Origin of the sequence: Flavobacterium sp. LC2016-12 (assembly GCF_015351595.1) — a bacterium.
Classification (GTDB): Bacteria; Bacteroidota; Bacteroidia; order Flavobacteriales; family Flavobacteriaceae; genus Flavobacterium.
The window spans coordinates 67335-88762 of sequence record NZ_JADKPT010000011.1; the positions used below are offsets into that span (position 1 = coordinate 67335).

Here is a 21428-nt window from a genome sequence, read left to right on the forward strand (position 1 = left end):
AAATTATTAAAATAACTAAATAAAAACAAATGGAAAATCAAACAGTATGGAGAAATGACAAAGAGCATTCAAGGCTTGGTTTTACGGTTACACACATGATGATTAATGACATTGTGGGACAGTTTAACAATTTTGATTTGGCAGTTACCGCTTCCAAAGCAGATTTTAGTGATGCTTCTTTTGAATTATCAGCAGAAATAAATTCGGTATTTACGAGCTCCGAAGGAAGAGACGAAGATTTACGAGGCCCTAATTTTTTTGATGCAGTAAAATATCCTACTCTAAATTTCAAAAGTACGGCAATTAAAGAGAGCGGTAAAAATAGTTATAAAGTCACAGGAAATCTGAGCATGCATGGCTATACAAAAGAAATCATTGTTGATTTTATATACAGAGGAACAATGTTTAATCCAAATTCAAAGAAAATTACATCCGGATTTCAGGTTCTGGCAACGCTAAAACGCTCTGATTTTAAGGTCGGATTGATTTTGCCTTTCGACGGACTTAAGGACGATGTTCTTATAAAAATGGATGGGGAATTCCCAAAGGAATGATTTTATAATAAACAAATTAATAATAAAACTTAGAAATTATGAGCAGCTTACCTATTCGCGATCAAAAAAAGGATCACCTGTTAACTCCGGAAAACGCAGCATTAATCATTATTGATTATCAACCGGTACAAGTCAATTCTATTGCTTCAATGGACAGACAAATTCTTATTAATAATATTTGTGGTGTTGCCAAAATGGCCAAAGTTTACGATTTACCTATTGTACTTTCGACCGTGAATGTTCAAACCGGATTTAACAAAGAAACGATTCCACAACTAAAAAGAGAATTAGAAGGAATACCATCTTATGACAGAACTACTATAAATTCCTGGGAAGACAAAGAATTTTTAGAAGCTGTTAAAGCAACGGGAAAGAAAAAACTAATAATGACAGCTTTATGGACAGAAGCGTGTCTCACGTTTCCTGCACTTGATGCCTTAAAAGAAGGTTACGAAGTTTATATCGTTGCCGACGCTGTAGGCGGAACTTCGCTGGAAGCACATAATGCAGCACTACGACGAATGGAGCAAGCGGGGGCAATCCTGGTGAGTGTGCCGCAATTATTTTGTGAATTGCAGCGTGACTGGAGCCGTGCTGAAACAGCTCAGGAATTTATGCAACTGTTTATTAAAACAGGAGGCACAGCAGGAATCCAATTTTCTTACGATAGGGATTGATTTTTTTTATTTTTGGTAAGCTGAGACAGCATCACATTCCATGATGCTGTTTCGGCGTTATAGACAATAGAAGTTTTATGGTTCTTTTCGTCATTTTTAAAGAAAACTACGCTGTATAAAGCATACTTGCCGCCCCTAATAAAGCTGCAACTTCATTATCTGTCGAAACAGAAACCGTAATTTCAAGACCTGATTCCTTTATTTTTTTATTGAAACTCTCTAGAAAAAATTCGCTTGCGTTGGCAATCTTTCCTCCAATAATAAAACTATCAGCGTCGAATTTTTCTAACCACGGAATTACTACTGCGGCTAAATTTTCTCCCATTTTTTCGAATACTTGTATAGCAGCTTCATCATCGGCGACAGCCAGATTAAAAAGTTCTAATCCATTGTTGAGACTTTTTCCGGTTAAACCTTTATAAGCTGACAAAAGACCTCTAGCCGAAACATAATCTTCAGCCATACCTTCTTTATAAGGAAGATTGTAGATTTCACCATCTGCGGGAACTAATTCTCCGGAAACAATTGAAACGCCTTTATCAATAAAACATGCTCCAAGTCCGGTTCCAAGCGTTACTGCTATTACCTTTTTAGAAAGATTTGTGGCGTCTTTAAAAACCTCCCCTTTTCCAAAACAAACAGCGTCGTTTTCAAAAAGAATCGGAAATTCATTGGAAAGATTAAGCGAGCCCTGAAATAAATAACGAACATTTAAACCGTAAAAATGCTCATATTTTGACTGGTCCTTTATCCAGCATAGTCCATTAGCATAATCAAACGGACCAGGCATACATACAGCAAGCCCTTTTATTTCTTCTACTTTTGAATTTTCTACTGAAGTACGAATCGCTTTTTCCCAAATAGACATGACCTCTTTCACAGGCAAATTAGAATCAAATGATTCTTTATGTAAGGAAAAGTCAATCACTTTCATGTTTACAATATCTATTATGGCTGCGGTAATATGTGTTCCCCCAATGTCTATTCCAACGGCATATTCTTTATTCATCTTATTTCCTGAATTGTACTATTATACAATTAAGCTTCAATTCTTAATCTCTTATAGTTATTTTATATTTTTACTTTTAGATATTCTTATCTTTTAAAATCTGAGGATATTTGATACTCGTATGAACAATCATTTCTCCAAAAAGTGTATTCGCCCACGCAAACCACTTTCTGGTAAACTTCGTCACATCATCTTTATGAAATGATTCGTGCATAAAACCAGTATCTGCATTTGTCTTAATCAAATTGCTGATACAGTTTTTTATTTCTGTTTCATCGACACTGGTAATTGCTCTCAAAACAATACTCATTGGCCAAATCGTGTCTGCTCCGGTATGCGGTCCGCCAACGCCTTCGCCCGCTTTTCCTTTGTAGAAAAAAGGATTGTTTTCTGAAAGCACTACTTTTCGGGTATTCAGATAAAGTGGGCTATCCGGCTCAATTGCGCCAAGGTAAGGCAATGACAATAATGAGGGTACATTGGCATCGTCCATCATGTGGAAACTGCCGTAACCGTTTACTTCAAAAGCAATGATTTTACCAAATTTTGGGTGATCAATAATTCCGTTTTCTTCTAAACCTTTCTGAACCTGTTCTCTTAATTCTTTCGCTTTAGCAACTAAATCCTTGTCTAACATAACCGGCAAAGAGAAGATTTCGATTAAATAACCCAAAACCTCAATTGCAAACATATTACTCGGAATCAAATAGCCAAACAACGTACTGTCATCACTTGGTCTGAAAGTTGAAACAATCAATCCGCAAGGTTTAACAGGATAACCATAACCGCCTAAAGGTACGCCATCTGTCGCCCAGGCCGTTTCACGCTGAAAAGTATAAGGTCCTTTATCATGCCAGCGTTGTTGTTCTTTGAAAGTTTGCAATACTAATAACATTGCTTCTTTCCATTTACTGTCAAACAAACTTAAATCACCTGTTTCTTTCCAATAGCCATGAGCCAATCGAATAGGATAACACAAACTGTCTATTTCCCATTTGCGTTCATGGATTCCAGGTTGCATTTTGGTCATGTCATTTTTCCATTCACTCTCTTTGGTAAAATCTTTGTAAAAAGCATTCGCATAAGGATCCAGCAAAATACATTTCGCCTGACGATTGATTACTCCTTTTACCAACTCTGCCAGTTTTTTATCTTCTTTTACAAATGGAATATAAGGCCAAATTTGAGCTGTACTATCACGAAGCCACATTGCATCGATATCTCCCGTAATTACATAGGTGTCTGGTTTTCCGTCTATAATTTCAAAATCGACTGTAGTGTCCAATGTATTCGGAAAACAGTTTTCGAACAACCATGCCAATTCCGGATTGGCAATTTGTTTTTTAACTCTTTTAATCGCTGCTTCAATAGCCGGACTTGTAAATTTTCGCTCTGCTATTGGAGGTCGCTTGCTAATAAAATCTTTAAGTGCAAAATTGAAAGCATCCGACTGCATTCCAAAAACATCTGTTTGGAGCGCCAATAATCCTGCTGAAAAAATTCCGGTGTTTCTGATAAATTTTCTACGTGATTGCATAGTATTATTTTGAAGTTGAATAAGAATATGGAAAGGCACTTGCCGATGTTCCTCTTTGTAAATTTGGCTCGCTTGTCATATCAAAATTTAATTCACCACCTTTTAAGACATCAAAATGGTTGATAAAATTTTTAGTATAACCTGCATTATCCCATTTTAAATCCTGAACATATTTATTGGTTTCTGAATTTTTTGGAGCATTTATAATCAATTGTTTTCCGTTTTCTAATTTCAGGGTTAATTTCTTAAACAATGGAGCACCCAAAACATATTCGTCCGTTGCCGGGCAAACCGGATAAAATCCCATTGCAGAGAAAATATACCAGGCGGAGGTTTGTCCGTTATCTTCATCACCGCAGTAACCGTCAGGAGTTGGTTTGTACAAACGGTTCATTACTTCTCTTGACCAATATTGTGTTTTCCAAGGCTCTCCTGCATAATTATACAAATAAATCATATGCTGAATTGGTTGGTTTCCATGTGCATATTGTCCCATATTCATGATTTGCATTTCACGAATTTCATGAATTACAGATCCGTAATAACTATCGTCAAAAACTGGAGGTGTTGAAAAAACTGCATCTAGTTTTGCGGTGAATTTCTTTGGTCCGCCCATTAAATCAATCAATCCCTGAACGTCATGAAAAACGCTCCAGCTGTAATGCATGGCATTTCCTTCTGTAAAAGCATCTCCCCATTTTAACGGATTGAATTTTTTTGGAAAACTTCCATCTTTATTTCTACCACTCATGAAACCAATTTCAGGATTATATAGCTTTTTATAATTCATCATTCGTTTCTCAAATACACTAATTTCTTTTTTAGGACGATTTAAAGCTTTTGCCAATTTCCAAATCGCAAAATCATCATAAGCATATTCCAATGTTCTGGCTGCATTTTCATTAATTTTCACATCATAAGGAACATATCCTAAAGTATTGTAATAAGAAACTCCCGTTCTTCCAACAGCATCCATCGGGCCTTCATTATTAGCACCATGAACCAAAGCTTCGTATAAAGTATTGATGTCGTAACCACGTAAACCTTTCATATAAGCATCAGAAACTACTGAAGCCGAATTATTTCCAACCATTACATTTCTAAAACCAGGGCTTGACCATTCCGGTAAAAAACCTCCTTCTTTATAATCATTGATTAAACCTTCCTGCATTTCTTTATTTACCGAAGGATAAACTAAATTCAGTAGCGGGTAAAGTGCACGGAAAGTGTCCCAAAAACCAGTTCCGGCATACATATAACCTGGCAGAATATTTCCATTGTACGGGCTATAATGTACCGTTTCTCCTTTTGCATTTATTTCGTATTGTTTTTGAGGAAAACAAGTGGCACGGTACAAACAAGAATAAAAAGTTTTTAATTGCTCGTCATTATTACTTTCTACGGCTATTTTATCCAAAACTTTGTTCCATTCTTTTTTAGAAGCTGTTACCGTTTCAGTAAAAGAAGCGTTTCCTAATTCTGATTTTAAATTCAGTTCCGCTTGTTCTGGACTAATAAAAGACGAAGCAACTTTTACATTAATGATTTCTCCTTTTTTGGTTTTAAAACCAACTACTGCTCCAGCGTGATTATCCTGTAATTCTAATTTGTCTTTTTGCAGGCCTGTATCATTCCAGGTTGAATTTGATGTAAATGGTTTATCAAAAACCAGAACAAAATAGTTCTTAAAATTGGTTGGAACTCCTCCACTATTGCGCGTTGTATAACCGATGATTTTATTTTCTGATGGGATAATTTTAACATAAGAACCTTTATCAAAAGCATCAATTACAATGGAAGATTGTTCGTTTTCAGGAAAAGTAATTTGAAAATGTGCTGCTCTTTCTGTTGCCGTAATTTCTGTTGTAACATCATAATCAGCCAAATAAACGCTGTAATAATACGGCTTTGAAACCTCAGCTTTATGACTAAACCAGCTTGCTCTGTCTGCTTCGGCGAAAGCCAATTTACCCGTTACCGGCATAATCGAAAACTGACCGTAATCGTTCATCCATGGTGACGGCTGATGTGTTTGTTTAAAACCTCTAATTTTTTCGGCTGTATAGATATAAGCCCATCCATCGCCCATTTTTCCGGTTTGCGGTGTCCAGAAATTCATTCCCCAAGGCCTGCAAATTGCCGGATAGGTATTTCCGTTTGAAAGACTGTGTAGCGATTGTGTTCCCATTAATGGATTAACATATTCTACCGGATCAAGGATTTTCTCCTGTGCATTTGTAATCACACAAAATTGTGTTACTGCGAAAAAAATTAAATGCTTTATTTTCATATTCTGTAAATTGTGTATTGTAAAATGTTAAATGTAATTTGTAGACTCTTTTGTTTTAACTTCTAACTTTTCACCTTTAACCTTTAACATTTATTGTGGTCTGTCTTCTTTTTTTACTCCAAAAGTTGTTGATGGTTGGCTTCCCATATACAATTTTAATTCGCCGCCTTTTACAATCATATCCTGTGTGATATATGATTTTGTGTACAGTTTCCCGTTGTATTCTGCTTTTTGGATGTACATATTTGTTGCGCTGTTGTCAATTGCTTTTACTGTAAATGAAATTCCTTTTTTGTGATGAATTACGGCTTCGTTTACCAACGGGCTTCCAAAAACATAAATTCCGTTTGCAGGATTAACCGAATAAAATCCCATTGAAGATAAAACGTACCAGGCAGACATTTGACCTAAATCTTCATTACCACATAATCCGTCTGGTTTTGTAGAATAGAATTTATCGTCAATCTCTCTAATTAATTTGGCTGTTTTCCAAGGTTCTCCGGCATAAGCATACAAATACGGAATATGATGATTTGGCTCGTTTCCTTGCGCATATTGACCAATTAAGCCACTGATATCCGGTGAAACTTCTTCTCCTTCTACTTTATCTGTTATAAGAAAAAGGGAATCTAACTTCGCTAAAAATTTACTTTCACTTCCAAACAAATCAATTAAACCATAAGGATCCTGCGGAACCAGCCAGGTATATTGCCACGCATTTCCTTCAACATAATCATCTTTACGGTGTGCTGAAGAAAGCGGATTAAAGGGTGTTCTCCAATTTCCATCAGTTAATTTACCACGCATAAAAGTGGTTTCTTTATCAAAATAAAGTTTGTACAAATTGGCTCTTTTTGAGAAGTAGGTATAATCTTCTGTCTTGTTTAGTGATTTTGCCATTTGCGCTACGCAGTAATCGTCAATAGCATATTCTAAAGCATTCCCAACCGTTTCCAGCATTTTATCAGCCGGAATATATTCTAATTTTTGCACGTAATCCATTCCGTCACGTGTTTGCATAGCTGTTTTTTTGATCGCTTCGTATGCTAAAGCCACGTCATAATCTCTGTACCCTTTTAAATAGGCATCCACAATAACCGCGATGGAATGATTTCCGTTCATGGTATTGGTTTCATTCCCCATTAAATGCCAAACCGGTAATCTTCCCTGCTGTTGGTAAATAGCCAAAAATGATTTTACAATATCATTAATTTTGTCCGGCTGCGTGATGGTGTATAAGGGATGTAAACCTCTGTAAGTATCCCAAAGTGAAAAAGTAGTGTAATTGGTGAAGTTTGCTTTTTCATATACTTTTTTATCCGTTCCTCTGTAATCTCCGTTTGCATCATTAAAAATAGAAGGAGCAAAAGCGGTGTGATACAATGAAGTATAAAAAACTTTCATTGTTTTATCATCGGCTTTAATCTGGATTTTACTTAATTCTTTATTCCATTTTAATGTTGCTGCTTTAACTGCTTTGTCAAAATCCCAATGTGGAATCTCTGCTTTTATATTCGCAGCAGCATTCTCATAACTTACAGGTGAAATTCCGACTTTTACTAAAACTTGTTTGTTTTTTAAAGATGCAAAATCCAAAACAGCTTTCATTTTTAAGCCTTCACCTTCAGTACCTGAAACGGCAGTTTTATCATCATACAATGCCAAACCTGAAATTGGCCCAGAAAATTCCATCGCAAAATAAACACGCTGATCCGTCGCCCATCCTTCAGAAAAACGATAGCCTACAAGTGTCGTTTCGTTTATTTTTTTGATAAATGTTTTTACCGGTTTATCCCATCCCACACCGTCAGCAAGATCTAATAAAACGTGAGAATCTGATGCCGAATTGAAAGTATATTTATGAAAACCAACTCTTTCGCTGGCTGTTAATTCGGCTTTAATTTTGTACTTATCAAGCAAAACGCTGTAATAACCTGGTTTGCTTACTTCGTTCTCATGCGAAAAATAAGAACCATAACCGTTTACCATATCTTCTTTTGTACCTTTAAAGAGAGGTACTATTCCCGAAACCGGAAGCAGTAGGATATCATTTAAATCCCCAATTCCGGTACCGCTCAAATGCGTGTGTGTAAACCCTAAAATGGTATTACTCGCATAGTTGTATCCACTGCACCAATCCCAGCCTTCAAAGATATTTACAGGCCCTAACTGAACTGCCCCAAAAGGAACATTCGCCCCCACAAATACGTGGCCATGTCCTGCAGATCCAATAAACGGATTTACATATTGTGTATAATCTGAAGTTGCTTTTGACTTTTTTTCCTGTGAAATTGAAGTATTGGTAAAAAATAGATTTAAAGCTAAAATTCCGCTCAAGACTATTTTATGGTATTTTGTAAACATATGCTATTCTATTTTTTATTTGACTTATTTAATGGAACGCGGATTAAACGAATTTAAACTACTGTTTCTTTCTTAAAAACTTAACTATGAACTTCATTAATGAAACTACCTAAATTCAAAAAATAAGCCGGGAGGCACAGGTATTCCTACCGGCTTAATTCAAACTAACTAACCACTTTTTAAACTTACCGTATTTTGCCAATTTATCATTAATCTTGGCGCTATTTACTTTAACTAACTGATTTGCAACCTTCCTATTTTCTGAAATAAAAAATCATTACTTTATATATTTATCCTCAAAATTACCTAAAACGATTTAGTGAAATAATTAAAAAAAACGAAATGCTTTCTTTTAATTTTTAAAATCGCACCACTAAATCAGACCGACTCTCTAATAATCAAGTTGCCTTTTTTCAGGCGTTTCTCAATCACAAATGTTGTAAGATCCGTCATCTGGCTCATTAACAATTGTATGGCATTAATTGCAATATCTTCAATTGGCTGTGCAATCACACTAATTGTAGGCGTATGCAGTTTAAAACTATCATGATCATCAAAACTAATAACCGATATATCTTCAGGAATTCTAATTCCCATTCCTCTAAAGGCCTGAAGACCTGCTAAACCCATATAATTTGCTAAAAACAGAACAGCGTCTATCTTAGGATTTTTATTGAAAAAATTCACAAGTTCTTCAATTCTTGTTTCTTCATTGCTATGATAATTTACATGAAGAACAAGTGATTCGTTGTACATGCCGGCTTCTTTTAAGGCATCTCTGTAACCGTCCTCTCTTAATGTCATCTGAATCATTTCAGAGGTAATGTTAACAACAGCTATATTCTTATAGCCTTTCTCAATCAGAAATTTTGTAGCCGAATGAGATGCTTCATAATTATCCATTACAACGTGGCTTACTTGCTGTCCCGGAAAATATCTATCGACCAACACAACAGGTTTTTTCAATTTTAAAAGAAGATCAATTTTGTCCTCCAATTTTCGTGTTGGTGTAATAATAAAACCATCAACGTTTGCCTGCAACAGACTATGTATCAATTCTTCAGAACGGTCATCGTCATCACCCGTACTACAATAAAAAACTCTGTAATCTATATTTTTAGCCTCATCTTCAATGACTCTTGCCAAATCTGCAAAAAACTGATTCGATATATCCTCTACAATAAGCCCAATAGATCTCGTCTTTCCAGTTCTTAAGCTGGTCGCTATCATGCTTGGCCTATAATTAAGTTTCTCCGCTATATCCTGCACTTTTTTTACAACAGCGGCACTGATTCCCATTTTCTCTCCCTTACCATTTATGACAAAAGACACAGTGGATATTGATACTTCAGCCTTTAAGGCTATATCCTTTATAGTAATCTTTTTCATTGAGAGAGTTCTTTTTATATCTGTTAAATATACACAAATATATACTAAAATGGAATTACTAAAACGATTTTGTAAATATTTTTTAAACAGATCGTTTTTTTACAGTTAATATAAAGTACTATTCTCAGTATTTCTTACGCTTTCCTATTAAATTATAGCTTATTCCGTCTAAAACCAATAATTTTTACGAAAAAGATACTTAATTTTTAGTACTAGAACCAAGAATAAAATTTATCATGAAATTCAAAATAAATGATATATTAGCTAAAGAATTCACAACCCTTAAGTTATTTACAACAAAACCTTTATGACCAAAAAAACTATAATTTTAATTGCGTTTATTATCTTAAAATTTGTTTTACAATATGTACTTATAAGCCCTGAATATGACTTGCAGCGCGATGAATACCTGCATCTCGATCAGGCACATCATTTGGCCTGGGGATATTTATCCGTTCCTCCGGTTACTTCGTGGTTTTCGTATCTGATATTTTTGCTTGGAAACTCTGTTTTCTGGATTAAATTCTTTCCAGCACTTTTTGGTGTATTGACTTTAATAATAGTCTGGAAAACGATCGAAACACTTAAAGGCAATTTATATGCTTTAATTTTGGGTGCCACCTGTATCCTATTTTCCTGTTTATTGCGACTCAATACTTTATACCAGCCAAACTCCTTAGATGTTTTATGCTGGACTGCTTTTTACTATGTTCTTATTCAATATATAACTACCGAAGAAAAGAAATGGTTTTATATAGGAGCAGTTGTATTTGCTTTTGGCTTTCTAAACAAATACAATATTCTGTTTCTGCTTATCGGACTTTTGCCTGCTCTTTTACTTTCTAATCAGAGAAAAATTTTAGCCGAGAAAAAGCTCTATTTCGCTTTGATTTTAGGATTACTATTGATTCTTCCAAATTTAGTATGGCAGTACAACAATCAATTTCCGATTGTGCATCATATGAAAGAACTAGCAGAAACACAACTTGTTAACGTTGATCGCCTTGATTTCTTAAAAGAACAATTATTATTTTTTATTGGTTCCTTTCTCGTTATACTTTCAGGATTATACGCTTTGTTGTTTTACAAACCGTTCGCAAAGTATAAGCTCTTTTTTGCTTGTATAATTTTAACATTACTTGTCTTTATTTATTTTAAAGCAAAAGCGTATTATGCCATTGGCCTATACCCTGTTTACATTGCTTTTGGTGCTGTTTTTCTTTCGAATATTTTAAACACAGGATGGAAAAGATATTTAAAACCTGTTTTCATTCTGATTCCACTATTATTGTTTATTCCGATGTACAATTTAGCTTTCCCGAATAAAAGTCCTGAATATATAGCGCAACATCCTGAAAAATACAAAGATCTGGGAATGCTTCGTTGGGAAGACGGAAAAGAGCATACTTTGCCTCAGGATTTTGCCGATATGTTGGGATGGAAAGAATTGGCCCGCAAAACAGATTCTGTTTATGCTTCTCTTCCAAATCCGGAGAAAACATTGGTACTTTGCGATAATTACGGGCAGGCCGGAGCAATCAATTATTACTCTAAAAAAGGAATCAAGGCTGTTTCTTTTAATGCCGATTATGTAAATTGGTTTAATCTTGATGTGAAATACAAAAATGTGATCAGAGTTATAGAATACGAGGAAGCTGAAACAGAATTTAAGGAAACCAGTCAGCATTTTCAATCTTCAGCCTATGCGGGTCAAATAACGAATAAATATGCACGAGAATACAAGACCTCTATTTTCACTTTTATAAATGCCAAAGTCGATATTAATAAAATACTAGAACAAGAAATCAAAGAAGTAACCGATTATAGCAAGTAAATGGTTGATTTTAGCACTATCGAATATTTGAAAAACGGAAATCAAAAACAGGTTCTGACTTATGAGATCTTAACCCAAAATAATATCTTAGAGAATATTGATGAATTTGATCCTATTTTAGTTGGTACTATTCCGATAAATATTGACATTGAAAACAGCGATCTTGATATTATCTGTTTCTGGAAAAACAAAACGGATTTCAAAACCAAAATTCAGTCTGTTTTTGGAAATGAAAAAGAATTCAAAATTCAGGAAACACATATTGATAATCTAGAAACAGTTATAGCCAATTTTAAAATTGATCCTTTTGAAATTGAAATCTTCGGACAAAACATTCCGACCAAAAATCAAAATGGCTATAAACATATGATTATCGAAAACCAGATTCTGGCATCAAAAGATGAAAACTTTAGATTAGAAATCATCAAACTCAAACAAAAAGGTTACAAAACTGAACCTGCTTTTGGGCTTTTATTAGGTTTAAAAAACGATCCTTACCTGGAATTACTTCATTATAAAATTGACTCTAATAGGTAAATCATTTTCTTATACATTTCAAACAACTGTATATTAAGAAGTTATTAAATTTTAAAAGCTCTAAAAAAATATTTCCGTAATTTCTTGCCATAACCGTATTTACTGCTTATCTTTGCACCCGAAACATCGCGGGATAGAGCAGTAGGCAGCTCGTCGGGCTCATAACCCGAAGGTCACAGGTTCGAGTCCTGTTCCCGCTACTGAGTAAAAAACACCACTTGAAAAAGCTGGTGTTTTTTCGTTTATAGCACTTTTTACTATGGAAGAATTTGTTGTTTATATTCTCTTTTCTAAAAAATACAATAAAAATTATACAGGCTACACTACTAATTTAATAGAAAGATTTAAATCTCATAATCTTCTTGCAACAAAAGGTTACACCTTAAAATTTAGACCTTGGGAAGTAATTCATGTTGAGTTTTTTAATTCTAAATCTGAAGCAATGAAAAGAGAAAAATATTTAAAAACAGGAATTGGAAGAGAGTTCATTCAAAATCTTATTCAAAACCAATAACTCGTCTGGCTCATATCCGCCGTGGCGGACACAGGTTCGAGTCCTGTTCCCGCTACTAAGACAAAAGCTTCAGAGAAATCTGGAGCTTTTTTATTTTAATCCATATTCGACGGATTTATTCCGCACTGCTCGAAATCTTCTTATAAAAAGTTGGACATTCTATAATGATACATCCTAAAGTAGACATACGGTAACAAAAAAAAGATTTAAAAAAGCAAAGCCATACCGTAACAGAATGGCTTTTGCTTTATTGATTTTGATTGCGTTCACGAGCGGGACGCTCGCGCTAGCGGGGGGGCCAAGTCCCATTTAGAATTAAATTATTCTACAACACATTTAAAAGCTTAAATATAAAATAAACCCCAAATTAAAACATAAACAATCATACTTTTGATAAGCCAAATTATCTCCCTCAATACTCACCACGCCAATAAATTATTTCCTTTTACCGGTCTCAAATTGAGCTGTTAAGTCATTCAGTAATATAACTTCGTCATGATTTATAAACCCTTCCTGCTCATAAGGAACGATAACATCAATTACAAAATCATATTCATGAATATCTTTAATCTTTTTTCTCCTTATGATTTTTATCATTTTGTTTTCTCTCTTATATGGTAAATTTTGTGCTTTAATTTCTTTCCAAAATTCTTCAACACATTCACCATGACCCTCCTGAAAATATGTAAAAACATCCTCAACGACATATTTAAGACTGCTTAAATTGCGGAATTGAGGTTCTGGATTCAAAGCATCTTCTTTCCATTTCAAATAACAATTAGCAAAATGCAAAGTTTGTGCTTCATCAAAATCCTTAGGTGGCTTTTTTTTTAAAGTCTCAACTGCCACATCAATTGCTTTTGCTAAATTTTCAGATGCTTCTTTATATTTATCTATTTTCATTATCTTTCTGTTTCAAATTAAAAATATAATAATCTAATACCATATTTCAAAAATTCATTAATATTTCTATTGGTTGGACCGATTCCATTTATACTATTTCCAGACATATTCTTTTTGTCCCAATTTTCTATCTGTATCTGCTCACTCCCCCGTATTGCCCAATATGACGTATCTCCTAACCTAGATGCGTAGCCCCCAGCTCTTTTTTATTGAATTAAGCTCAAACAGAATATCCTTATTTATTTCAAGTTTAAGCATGCTATTGCTTATAATACAACATCATTGATGAAGATATTTTCCCATATTTTTCCCAATTTGCCTGACTTCCAAACTTATAATAATGTATTGAGCCAAATGAAGGAATAATCATTGGAAGATTTAATTTGTTGCCATCATTAGAATGCTCAATCCATTCTACAGTAATAACAACATCTTGCTGGACCTTGATGTCAAATGATGTCAAATCTACATTTACCCAATCAGTAAGTTTTTTATCAACTTGAACTACAATATTTGTTTGATTAATTTTTTTATTAGGGCGGTTATTTTTTAATGAGTAAATGTTAACTCTAAATTTTACCATTTCAAAATTATTATCTTTAATAAAAAATTTAAAATTTGTTAGAAAACTTGGTGTTTTGTTTCCTAATGAAAATTTTCTCCCTATTTCAGTTCCTAAATTAAAATTTTCGAAATTTGGGTTAGCAAAAATTACCTGATGTTTAGTGTCTGTTTTTTCTTTGCCTTCACTGTAATCTTTCATATTGTTTTTAGATACTACTATTTCGTCTAGTTTTTCAAAATAATTTTTTAATACTATGACTTTTTCTTTAAATGAGATGCTTAAGTTTTTAATTATTATTTCCTGTGTGTCATATCCCAAGCATGAGATTTTTAAAGTATCAGATTCCAAAGCATTTTCTATTGAAAAATTAAATTCACCATTCTTATCTGTAACTGTACCAATCGGCTTATTTAAAATTCCAACATTTGCATATTGGATTGGATTTTTTAAACTGTCTAATACTTTACCCTGAATGCTTTTACTCTGAGCATATATTAGAGATGAACAGAAAAGTAGCGCTATTATTTTAAGTTGGTTTTTCATTTTATTAGTGTCGTATTAAATTAGAATATTTTTGTTACTAAGTTCTTGCAATATACCTTAATTTACATTTTTAAAATTATTGCCTTTAACTATATTTAAGATATGTTGGGAGGGAATAAAAAATTATAATAACGAAGCCGTATTTAACATTATTGGGAATACTTATCACAATACTAGCAGTATAATTCCACATTGATTGCAAGTTCGATGAATTATCAACCAACTTTTAATACAATAGAAAAAATTGTAGAATTGTATGAACGTTTAGTTCAAGCTGAAAGATAAGGTTGAATATCTAGAAAAATTATTATAATAATGAAAGAATCAAACTTAATCTAAAGGAATGAGCCCGATACAATATCGAGCTCATTATTATCAAACTTCATTATAAATTTGTCTAAACTTTTGGGTGCAGTCTAGTAGGTCGCCTTTTTTTATATTCAATAATTAAAATTTTATATTCTTTTTCAATTCTTTACGTCATTATTTTATAAGAACACCTGAGCAGGACATGACCTTCTCTTATTATCCATAAAAGTTAAGCAGAGATATTAACCAACAACACATATGAAACATTAAGGTTAATTTTATAATTAAAAAAATCATAGTTTATAAGATAATGTAAACATTATTGCCCTTGGCAAAATGTAAATTGCCTGCTGACTAATCATATAATCAGAAAAAGAATAGCTATTTTTCTTCTTAACATCAAATAAATTATTAACCGATAATTCGAAACCTAATGGTTTGTTTTTCTTTTGATAAAAAAGAGAGGTATTAGCTAAGTCATAAAAGTTAGATTGCCTTTCGTTGTTTGTATTTTTCAAACTTTCGTAATCCATCTTATAAGTCCAGTTTTTAAGAAACGTGATTTCAAATGCAGCTATAACCGAATCTGTTTCATATTTTGATTTGGTAAGTCCGGAAAATTCGCTAAAACCTTTATTATACCCAATACTTAAATCTGGCCATTTTTTGAATGCCGTTTTAAAGGTTAAACCTATATTTTGATTATTTCTTTGATTATTCGTAGTTATATCATTTAAAATTTGGGAATATTCAAACCAAGATAAATTCGCGTTTAATTTCAAATTAAAGCGGTAAATTCTTTTTGAAACATACCCTGTAAAACCAATATTAGTTTCTGGATTATCCGTTAATATTGGTGTGCTAAATTGATTTATCCCGTCTAATCTAATTTCATTTCGAATTACTTTTACCTTCTTCGAATAATTTAAAAAACCATTCCAAATAATTCCTGCGTATGAATTCATTTTGGAGTAACGGAGAGTTGCGGCGTGGTATTTTTCATTTTCTAGTAATGCATTCCCCTTATAAACGGCATTATAAAACTCCATCGTATATCTATCTGCTAATTGATTTACTGTTGGAAATTGATTTGCCAATTTATAATTAAAGCTTAAAGTTTCTGACTTATTGAATTCATAATCACTATTCCATTGCGGCTGAAATAATGTCTTAGAAATCACATTTTCACCATTTTGCTCAACTGTATTCAATTGATACCAATGCAGATATAATCCAGGTTTATTAATCCATTTTCCAATTCTAAATTTATATTCCAGACCAACATAAGTATCATTTAGTTTGTATTGAATATTATTTCCAAAACCAGCAGTATCAAAATCATTTACTGAACCATCTGTCAAAATCTGTTTTTCAGCTGTTTTAAAATACGATTTCTCATAATTATTCCCAATATTAGTATATAAATGATTGGAATTATTTATCACCCAATAATGTTTAAAAATTGCATCAATTGTATTTACTTCAGACTTTTTTACTTGATTGACATGGTATTTTTTATCTTCAGTTAAGGGAATTAAACCTGATAAAAAAGGCTCGTCTGTAAACCAGTTGGTTTGAGGTGTAATTTTATCATACAGCTGATTGACTACAAAAGTCGTGGTATGATGTTCGTTATAATTTTTATGCCATTCAATATATTGTTTTAAAGAAGAATTATCAGCTTTATTAATAGTTTCGAAGATGTTTGACCCTAAATTAGTCACAGAATTCAAAATGCTGTTTAAATCATTATTATTTGCCTGATATTGCCCATTATAATACCATTTTTCTCTATTGGTTGGGGAATAATCTATTTTTAAGTTTCCAATACCCAGGACAGCTGTATTATCAGCTTTTCTAATTTTATTTTCATAATCTATAGAGCTATTATTCAGATATTCTACATTATTATCTATTCTTGAAGCTGTAATGTTTTTTGAGAGTATCCCGAATCCTGATATGGAAATTTTAGAAGAAAAATCATGACTAAAATTGAAAGCACTAAATTGAGATTTATTTTGAACGACATCTGCATTATCATTTCTGAAAGAGTCTAAATTTGCTAATGATTTTCTTCCCGACAGAAAACTACTTGTGCCTCCGCCAAAACGCATTAAATCATCAAATGTAAAAGTGCTTTTACCAATATTGTTCAGATCTCCAATAAAACTAATATTGGTTTTGGGTGTGTAATAAAATAATGTTGCATGCGCTAAATAAAAACCATTATCTCCGGCCCCAGCCTCTATGCCAGCTTGGAGATCTCCAAAAATAAACTTTTTCTTACCTTCCTTTAACTTAACATTCATTGCAAGATCATCGCTATCCGAAACCTGTTTCATAAAACCTACTTCATTGAAATGATCAATAACCTCAATTTTGTCAAGAGCATCTGCAGGAATGTTTTCTACCGCTAACTTAGAAGCACCACCGAAAAACGATTTACCCTCCACCAGCATTTTTGTAACTTTTTTGCCTTGTACAGTAATTGTTCCTTTTTTGTCTACCTCAACGCCTGGCAATTTTTCAAGAATTTCTTTCATCTTTCTTTCATTGCCATTGGCGAAACTATTGACATTAAAAACCAATGTATCTTTTTTAACCACAACTGGTTTGAAATCATGTTTTATAACAATTTCTTTGAGACTTTCGCCACTAGGTTTTAATTTAAAATCATGTGAAATGATTTCTGATCCCGCCTCCAAAACAAATACCTCATCTATATATCCAATATAGGAAATCGTAATTTGATACTGAAGCTTTATTTCCAACTCCAACTTATATCTTCCCTTATTATCAGCAATAGCAAATTTCAAGCTCGCTTCCTTTGCAATAGGAACAGCAATTACATTAGCCGACTCTAAAGGTTTTCCCATATCATCAGAGACTACTCCGCTAAAAGTTTTTGTCTGAGAGAATGAAAATGAAGTAATAAATATAAAAACGATAATTAGTCTGATCATTTGAACTTTTCTTGTAGAATAATTTGATTTCCAAATATTCTCTTGTGGGATCACGGTGTAATTTTATAATTTGTAGTAACAAACAAGATTTATAAAATCAACATATTTTTTTTAACTTTTAGATTTAATTACTGCTCCTAAACCTTCCTTAAGCTTTTTATCATATTCTTCTCTGGATATCATTTTCCCCTTAGGAATATTTATGTCTATTTCTTTGTCAAATAGCTCAATTTTTGATGCTACAAAAGTTTTATTATCTTCTGTCAGTTCTAATATTAATCCAGGCAGACTATAAAAAGTCTTTGGACCATATGAATAAGGCAGGGCCGGAGCAAACCAACATATTATTTCTCTTGTTTTATGTTCACCTTTTTTATTTACAAAGGTTCTTTGCGTCACAGCTTTATAACACAAATACGTTCCTATTTTTTTTGTGTCATTTTTTATTTCCCATTTATCAGATTGAATTGGGCTTTTAATCAATGTTCCATCATCCATAATTTCGACTTCTGTTTTATTACCCAAATCTATATAGGTATCAGATGATGTATAAGCTAACTTTGCAACATTATTTAATTTACGATCATATTCAGAATCGTAATTTAATTTATCAACGTATTTAAAGGTAGACTTTGATTTATTGAATGTCAATTCGAACTCTTGATTATTTGCTAAGTCATTCAATTTTGTAATGAAATTTTTCGTGTCTTCTTTTTTAATATCGTCAACTGTCAGTGGAAGATAAAAGCGATACCTAACGGTACCTGATGATTGCGAATGTATGCTAGCAGTTAGCATTAATAAAAATAAAAATAACTTCATAATATTAGAAATTTAAAGCTCTTCCAGAAAAATTTTGCTGGAAGAGCTTCTGAATAAAATATTTTAGTGGCACAGTCCAATTAATGCATTTAAAAGACTTATATTATCTGCCCCTCCTCCAATAATGGATTCATAAACATCAATTGCTCGTTGTTCGCAAGCTTGTTCTTGCTGTTGAACAACTTCTGTTTTTAACAGCGTATTTTTAACTTCAACATTTTTAGCATTTGCTGCTGCATTAAATGCTACTACCATTAGAGCAGTAAATAAAACTTTTTTCATAGTTAATTGTTTTTTAAAATTAGTAAAAATTATTTTGGTTAACAATGGTAAATTTTGTCTGCAGAACTATCACAAATTGTTAAAGCCAAAACTAGACAAACCTCATAGTGCTTACAAATGTTGTCTATCGAAATTCAGGAATCCCGATATGTTATTCCTGAATTTTGTAAAAAACAATATTTAAATATTTAAAAAACAGCACTTTACACTAATGAAAAAAAGTAACTTACATCATTACAATTTTATCCGAATGCTCTATTTTTGTAAGAAAGCCCCAAAATATGTTTTCAAATAAATCTCGAAGAACTTTCCTTTTATTACTATTTCCTATTTTACTGATTGCTCAGACAAAAAAAAAAGACTTTATAAATTTATCATACGATGATTTACACGATTTGTATTTTAAAAATGTAGGAAATCAAAAGAAACAACTACTGTATACAAATGCCTATATGGCCAAAGCAATACAGGAAAATAGTAATATTAGAAAAGCTAAAGCCAATTATCAAATAGCTCTATTTTATTATAAATCAGATAGAAATAAAGCAATTCAATATCTTGACAGTGTCATAAAATATTCGAATGGAAGTAATGATAAATTTTTTCCAGCTGCAGCTTATTGCGAAAAAGCTGATTTTCTTAAAACTCAATTTAAGTTTAAAGAAGCGATGGCCAATTATAATTTTGCAGAAAAAAATGCCCTTCAGACCAATATTGATTATTATTATGTAGTGCGCGAATATATAGCTATTACAAAATCTGAAGATTTAGGAGAATATAATGAAGCATTAAATATATATAAAGAATGTTATGTATATTATAAAAGCAAAGATACAAGAAGCTCAAACTATTCTGGACAGTATCTAAATCTCATTTTTGGGCTGGCTGATTGTTATAAATCTTTGAAAAATACAGACTCCACTTCATATTACAATAAACTAGGCTATAGGGAGTCTAAAACAACTAATAATGAAGAGTATAAAAATCTTTTTATTCTTAATGAAGGCGCAAACCAAGTACTAAAAAGGAATTATGGTGCAGCACTGGATAGCATTAACAAAGCATTACCAAAAATGATTGAATACGACAATACGGGTAATGTATTGGCAGCTTATTTTTATTTAGGTAAAACATATGATGGACTGGGGAAAAAAGCAATAGCAGTAGAAAATTTTATGCGAGTAGATTCTATCTATAAAGTAACAAAAGAAATAACCACAGAATTTATGGATGGATATCCGTATTTAATTAGCTATTATAAAAATTTAGGAGACAGGGAAAATCAGTTAAAATATATAACTGCCTATATGGCCATAGACAGTACTTTACATAAAAATTATCGTGAATTAAATAAATTAGTGTATAGCGAATATGATACACCACATTTAATTTCTGACAAAGAAATTCTTATTACTTCCCTTAATAGAGACAAAATAAAAACGTATTGGGGAATGGGGTTTTTATCCTTAACTGTTATTGCTTTCGGAGGTTTTGCATTCCATCAGTATCGAACTAAAAAACAATACAGATCAAGGTTTGAAAAGATAATAAAAGAAACAAATCAAAATAACAATTACGAGGTCAACAAAGAAAACGAAACTGAAACTGTCCCTGTTAAAATTGGTGATATTGGTATTGGGGAAGAGTTAATCAATCAGATTTTAGAAAAGCTCAATCACTTCGAAAACGACAAAGAATATTTGAAGCCTAATATTACAGTGCAAACTTTATCTTCAACGTTTGAAACTAATACAAAATATGTCTCTAAAATAGTTAATATATATAAAGAAAAATCATTTATTCAGTACATAAATGATTTAAGAATTGATCATGCTATTCGTCAATTACAAGAAAACAATAAACTAAGAAAGTATACGGTTCAGGCGCTTGCATTAGAGTTCGGTTTTAACAACGCCGAATCATTTTCAACCGCTTTTTATAAAAAAACAGGTATAAAGCCAACTTATTTCATTAAAGAATTAGACTCAACAACATAACAACAAACAACTGACAAACAGAATCTTAACGAAACTAATAAGCTCGAAATTCCTGAATTCCGATAACCTTAATAAGTTGTCTTATAAATCTTCACAACTCAGATTATATATTTGTGAAATAATAATAAAAATTTATACAGATGAAAACGAAAAAAATAAAAAGAGAAGCTAATAAATTTTCTCTAGACAAATTTGAAGTGGCTAAATTAAAAAACATGCATTTAATTATTGGTGGAGGAGAGAATCAAGATGACCCACCAATCGATGATACTAAAGGCAAAGGCAAGGATTCATCTATTCAATGCGGTAAGTAAAGCATCTATTCCCTATAGATAGTTT

Annotated in this window: 17 protein-coding genes, 1 tRNA gene and 1 pseudogene; 9 read left to right on the plus strand and 10 right to left on the minus strand. The window is 32.5% G+C overall.

What is annotated here, in order from left to right:
* Nucleotides 1-29: 29 nt before the first annotated feature.
* Nucleotides 30-554, plus strand: a complete 525-nt coding sequence (locus tag IRZ99_RS16300; protein WP_194658274.1) for a YceI family protein — start codon at nucleotides 30-32, stop codon at nucleotides 552-554.
* A 38-nt stretch (nucleotides 555-592) separates the two neighbouring features.
* Nucleotides 593-1231 carry a hydrolase gene (locus IRZ99_RS16305; protein ID WP_194658275.1) on the plus strand — a complete coding sequence of 213 codons (639 nt, stop codon included), beginning with the start codon at nucleotides 593-595 and terminating at the stop codon, nucleotides 1229-1231.
* A gap of 106 nt (nucleotides 1232-1337) precedes the next feature.
* On the opposite strand, the gene IRZ99_RS16310 is transcribed toward IRZ99_RS16305, so the two are convergent.
* From IRZ99_RS16310 to IRZ99_RS16330, 5 genes are all read right to left on the minus strand, one after another.
* Nucleotides 1338-2240, minus strand: coding sequence for an ROK family protein (locus tag IRZ99_RS16310; RefSeq protein WP_194658276.1), 903 nt, complete (start codon nucleotides 2238-2240; stop codon nucleotides 1338-1340).
* Between the two features lie 76 nt (nucleotides 2241-2316).
* Nucleotides 2317-3777: a glycoside hydrolase family 125 protein gene (locus IRZ99_RS16315; protein WP_194658277.1), complete on the minus strand. Its 1461-nt coding sequence runs from the start codon at nucleotides 3775-3777 to the stop codon at nucleotides 2317-2319.
* Nucleotides 3778-3781: 4 nt separating this feature from the next.
* The gene (locus IRZ99_RS16320) at nucleotides 3782-6067 is read right to left on the minus strand and encodes a GH92 family glycosyl hydrolase (protein ID WP_194658278.1); all 2286 of its coding nucleotides are present in this window, start codon (nucleotides 6065-6067) and stop codon (nucleotides 3782-3784) included.
* 90 nt (nucleotides 6068-6157) lie between these two features.
* Complete coding sequence (locus IRZ99_RS16325) at nucleotides 6158-8431, minus strand: GH92 family glycosyl hydrolase (RefSeq protein WP_194658279.1); 2274 nt, start codon at nucleotides 8429-8431, stop codon at nucleotides 6158-6160.
* A gap of 378 nt (nucleotides 8432-8809) precedes the next feature.
* Nucleotides 8810-9820, minus strand: coding sequence for a LacI family DNA-binding transcriptional regulator (locus tag IRZ99_RS16330; RefSeq protein ID WP_194658280.1), 1011 nt, complete (start codon nucleotides 9818-9820; stop codon nucleotides 8810-8812).
* 307 nt (nucleotides 9821-10127) lie between these two features.
* Between IRZ99_RS16330 and IRZ99_RS16335 the strand changes: the two genes are divergently transcribed.
* The 4 genes from IRZ99_RS16335 to IRZ99_RS16350 all read left to right on the plus strand — a co-directional run bounded on the left by IRZ99_RS16335 (nucleotide 10128) and on the right by IRZ99_RS16350 (nucleotide 12705).
* Nucleotides 10128-11654, plus strand: coding sequence for a glycosyltransferase family 39 protein (locus tag IRZ99_RS16335; protein ID WP_194658281.1), 1527 nt, complete (start codon nucleotides 10128-10130; stop codon nucleotides 11652-11654).
* Nucleotides 11655-12191: a DUF4269 domain-containing protein gene (locus IRZ99_RS16340; protein ID WP_194658282.1), complete on the plus strand. Its 537-nt coding sequence runs from the start codon at nucleotides 11655-11657 to the stop codon at nucleotides 12189-12191.
* A gap of 127 nt (nucleotides 12192-12318) precedes the next feature.
* Nucleotides 12319-12391, plus strand: a tRNA-Met gene (locus IRZ99_RS16345).
* 59 nt (nucleotides 12392-12450) lie between these two features.
* Nucleotides 12451-12705, plus strand: a complete 255-nt coding sequence (locus IRZ99_RS16350) for a GIY-YIG nuclease family protein (protein ID WP_194658283.1) — start codon at nucleotides 12451-12453, stop codon at nucleotides 12703-12705.
* A 435-nt stretch (nucleotides 12706-13140) separates the two neighbouring features.
* Here IRZ99_RS16350 and IRZ99_RS16355 read toward each other — a convergent pair whose 3' ends face one another.
* Nucleotides 13141-13608 (minus strand): hypothetical protein, encoded by a 468-nt coding sequence (locus IRZ99_RS16355; protein WP_194658284.1) that lies wholly within the window; start codon nucleotides 13606-13608, stop codon nucleotides 13141-13143.
* A gap of 259 nt (nucleotides 13609-13867) precedes the next feature.
* Complete coding sequence (locus IRZ99_RS16360) at nucleotides 13868-14716, minus strand: carboxypeptidase-like regulatory domain-containing protein (RefSeq protein ID WP_194658285.1); 849 nt, start codon at nucleotides 14714-14716, stop codon at nucleotides 13868-13870.
* Nucleotides 14717-14825: 109 nt separating this feature from the next.
* Here IRZ99_RS16360 and IRZ99_RS21220 point away from each other — a divergent pair.
* A pseudogene (locus tag IRZ99_RS21220) lies at nucleotides 14826-15029 on the plus strand (transcriptional regulator); the annotation flags it as partial.
* Nucleotides 15030-15318: 289 nt separating this feature from the next.
* On the opposite strand, the gene IRZ99_RS16365 reads toward IRZ99_RS21220, so the two are convergent.
* From IRZ99_RS16365 to IRZ99_RS16375, 3 genes are all read right to left on the minus strand, one after another.
* Nucleotides 15319-17988 carry a hypothetical protein gene (locus IRZ99_RS16365; protein WP_194658286.1) on the minus strand — a complete coding sequence of 890 codons (2670 nt, stop codon included), beginning with the start codon at nucleotides 17986-17988 and terminating at the stop codon, nucleotides 15319-15321.
* A 111-nt stretch (nucleotides 17989-18099) separates the two neighbouring features.
* Nucleotides 18100-18810, minus strand: a complete 711-nt coding sequence (locus IRZ99_RS16370) for a GLPGLI family protein (protein ID WP_194658287.1) — start codon at nucleotides 18808-18810, stop codon at nucleotides 18100-18102.
* Between the two features lie 63 nt (nucleotides 18811-18873).
* Nucleotides 18874-19092 carry a hypothetical protein gene (locus tag IRZ99_RS16375; RefSeq protein ID WP_194658288.1) on the minus strand — a complete coding sequence of 73 codons (219 nt, stop codon included), beginning with the start codon at nucleotides 19090-19092 and terminating at the stop codon, nucleotides 18874-18876.
* Between the two features lie 281 nt (nucleotides 19093-19373).
* Here IRZ99_RS16375 and IRZ99_RS16380 point away from each other — a divergent pair, with 281 nt between their 5' ends.
* Together IRZ99_RS16380 and IRZ99_RS16385 are read left to right on the plus strand one after the other, a co-directional pair.
* Nucleotides 19374-21089, plus strand: coding sequence for an AraC family transcriptional regulator (locus tag IRZ99_RS16380; RefSeq protein WP_194658289.1), 1716 nt, complete (start codon nucleotides 19374-19376; stop codon nucleotides 21087-21089).
* Nucleotides 21090-21229: 140 nt separating this feature from the next.
* Complete coding sequence (locus tag IRZ99_RS16385; RefSeq protein WP_194658290.1) at nucleotides 21230-21403, plus strand: hypothetical protein; 174 nt, start codon at nucleotides 21230-21232, stop codon at nucleotides 21401-21403.
* Nucleotides 21404-21428 lie beyond the last annotated feature (25 nt).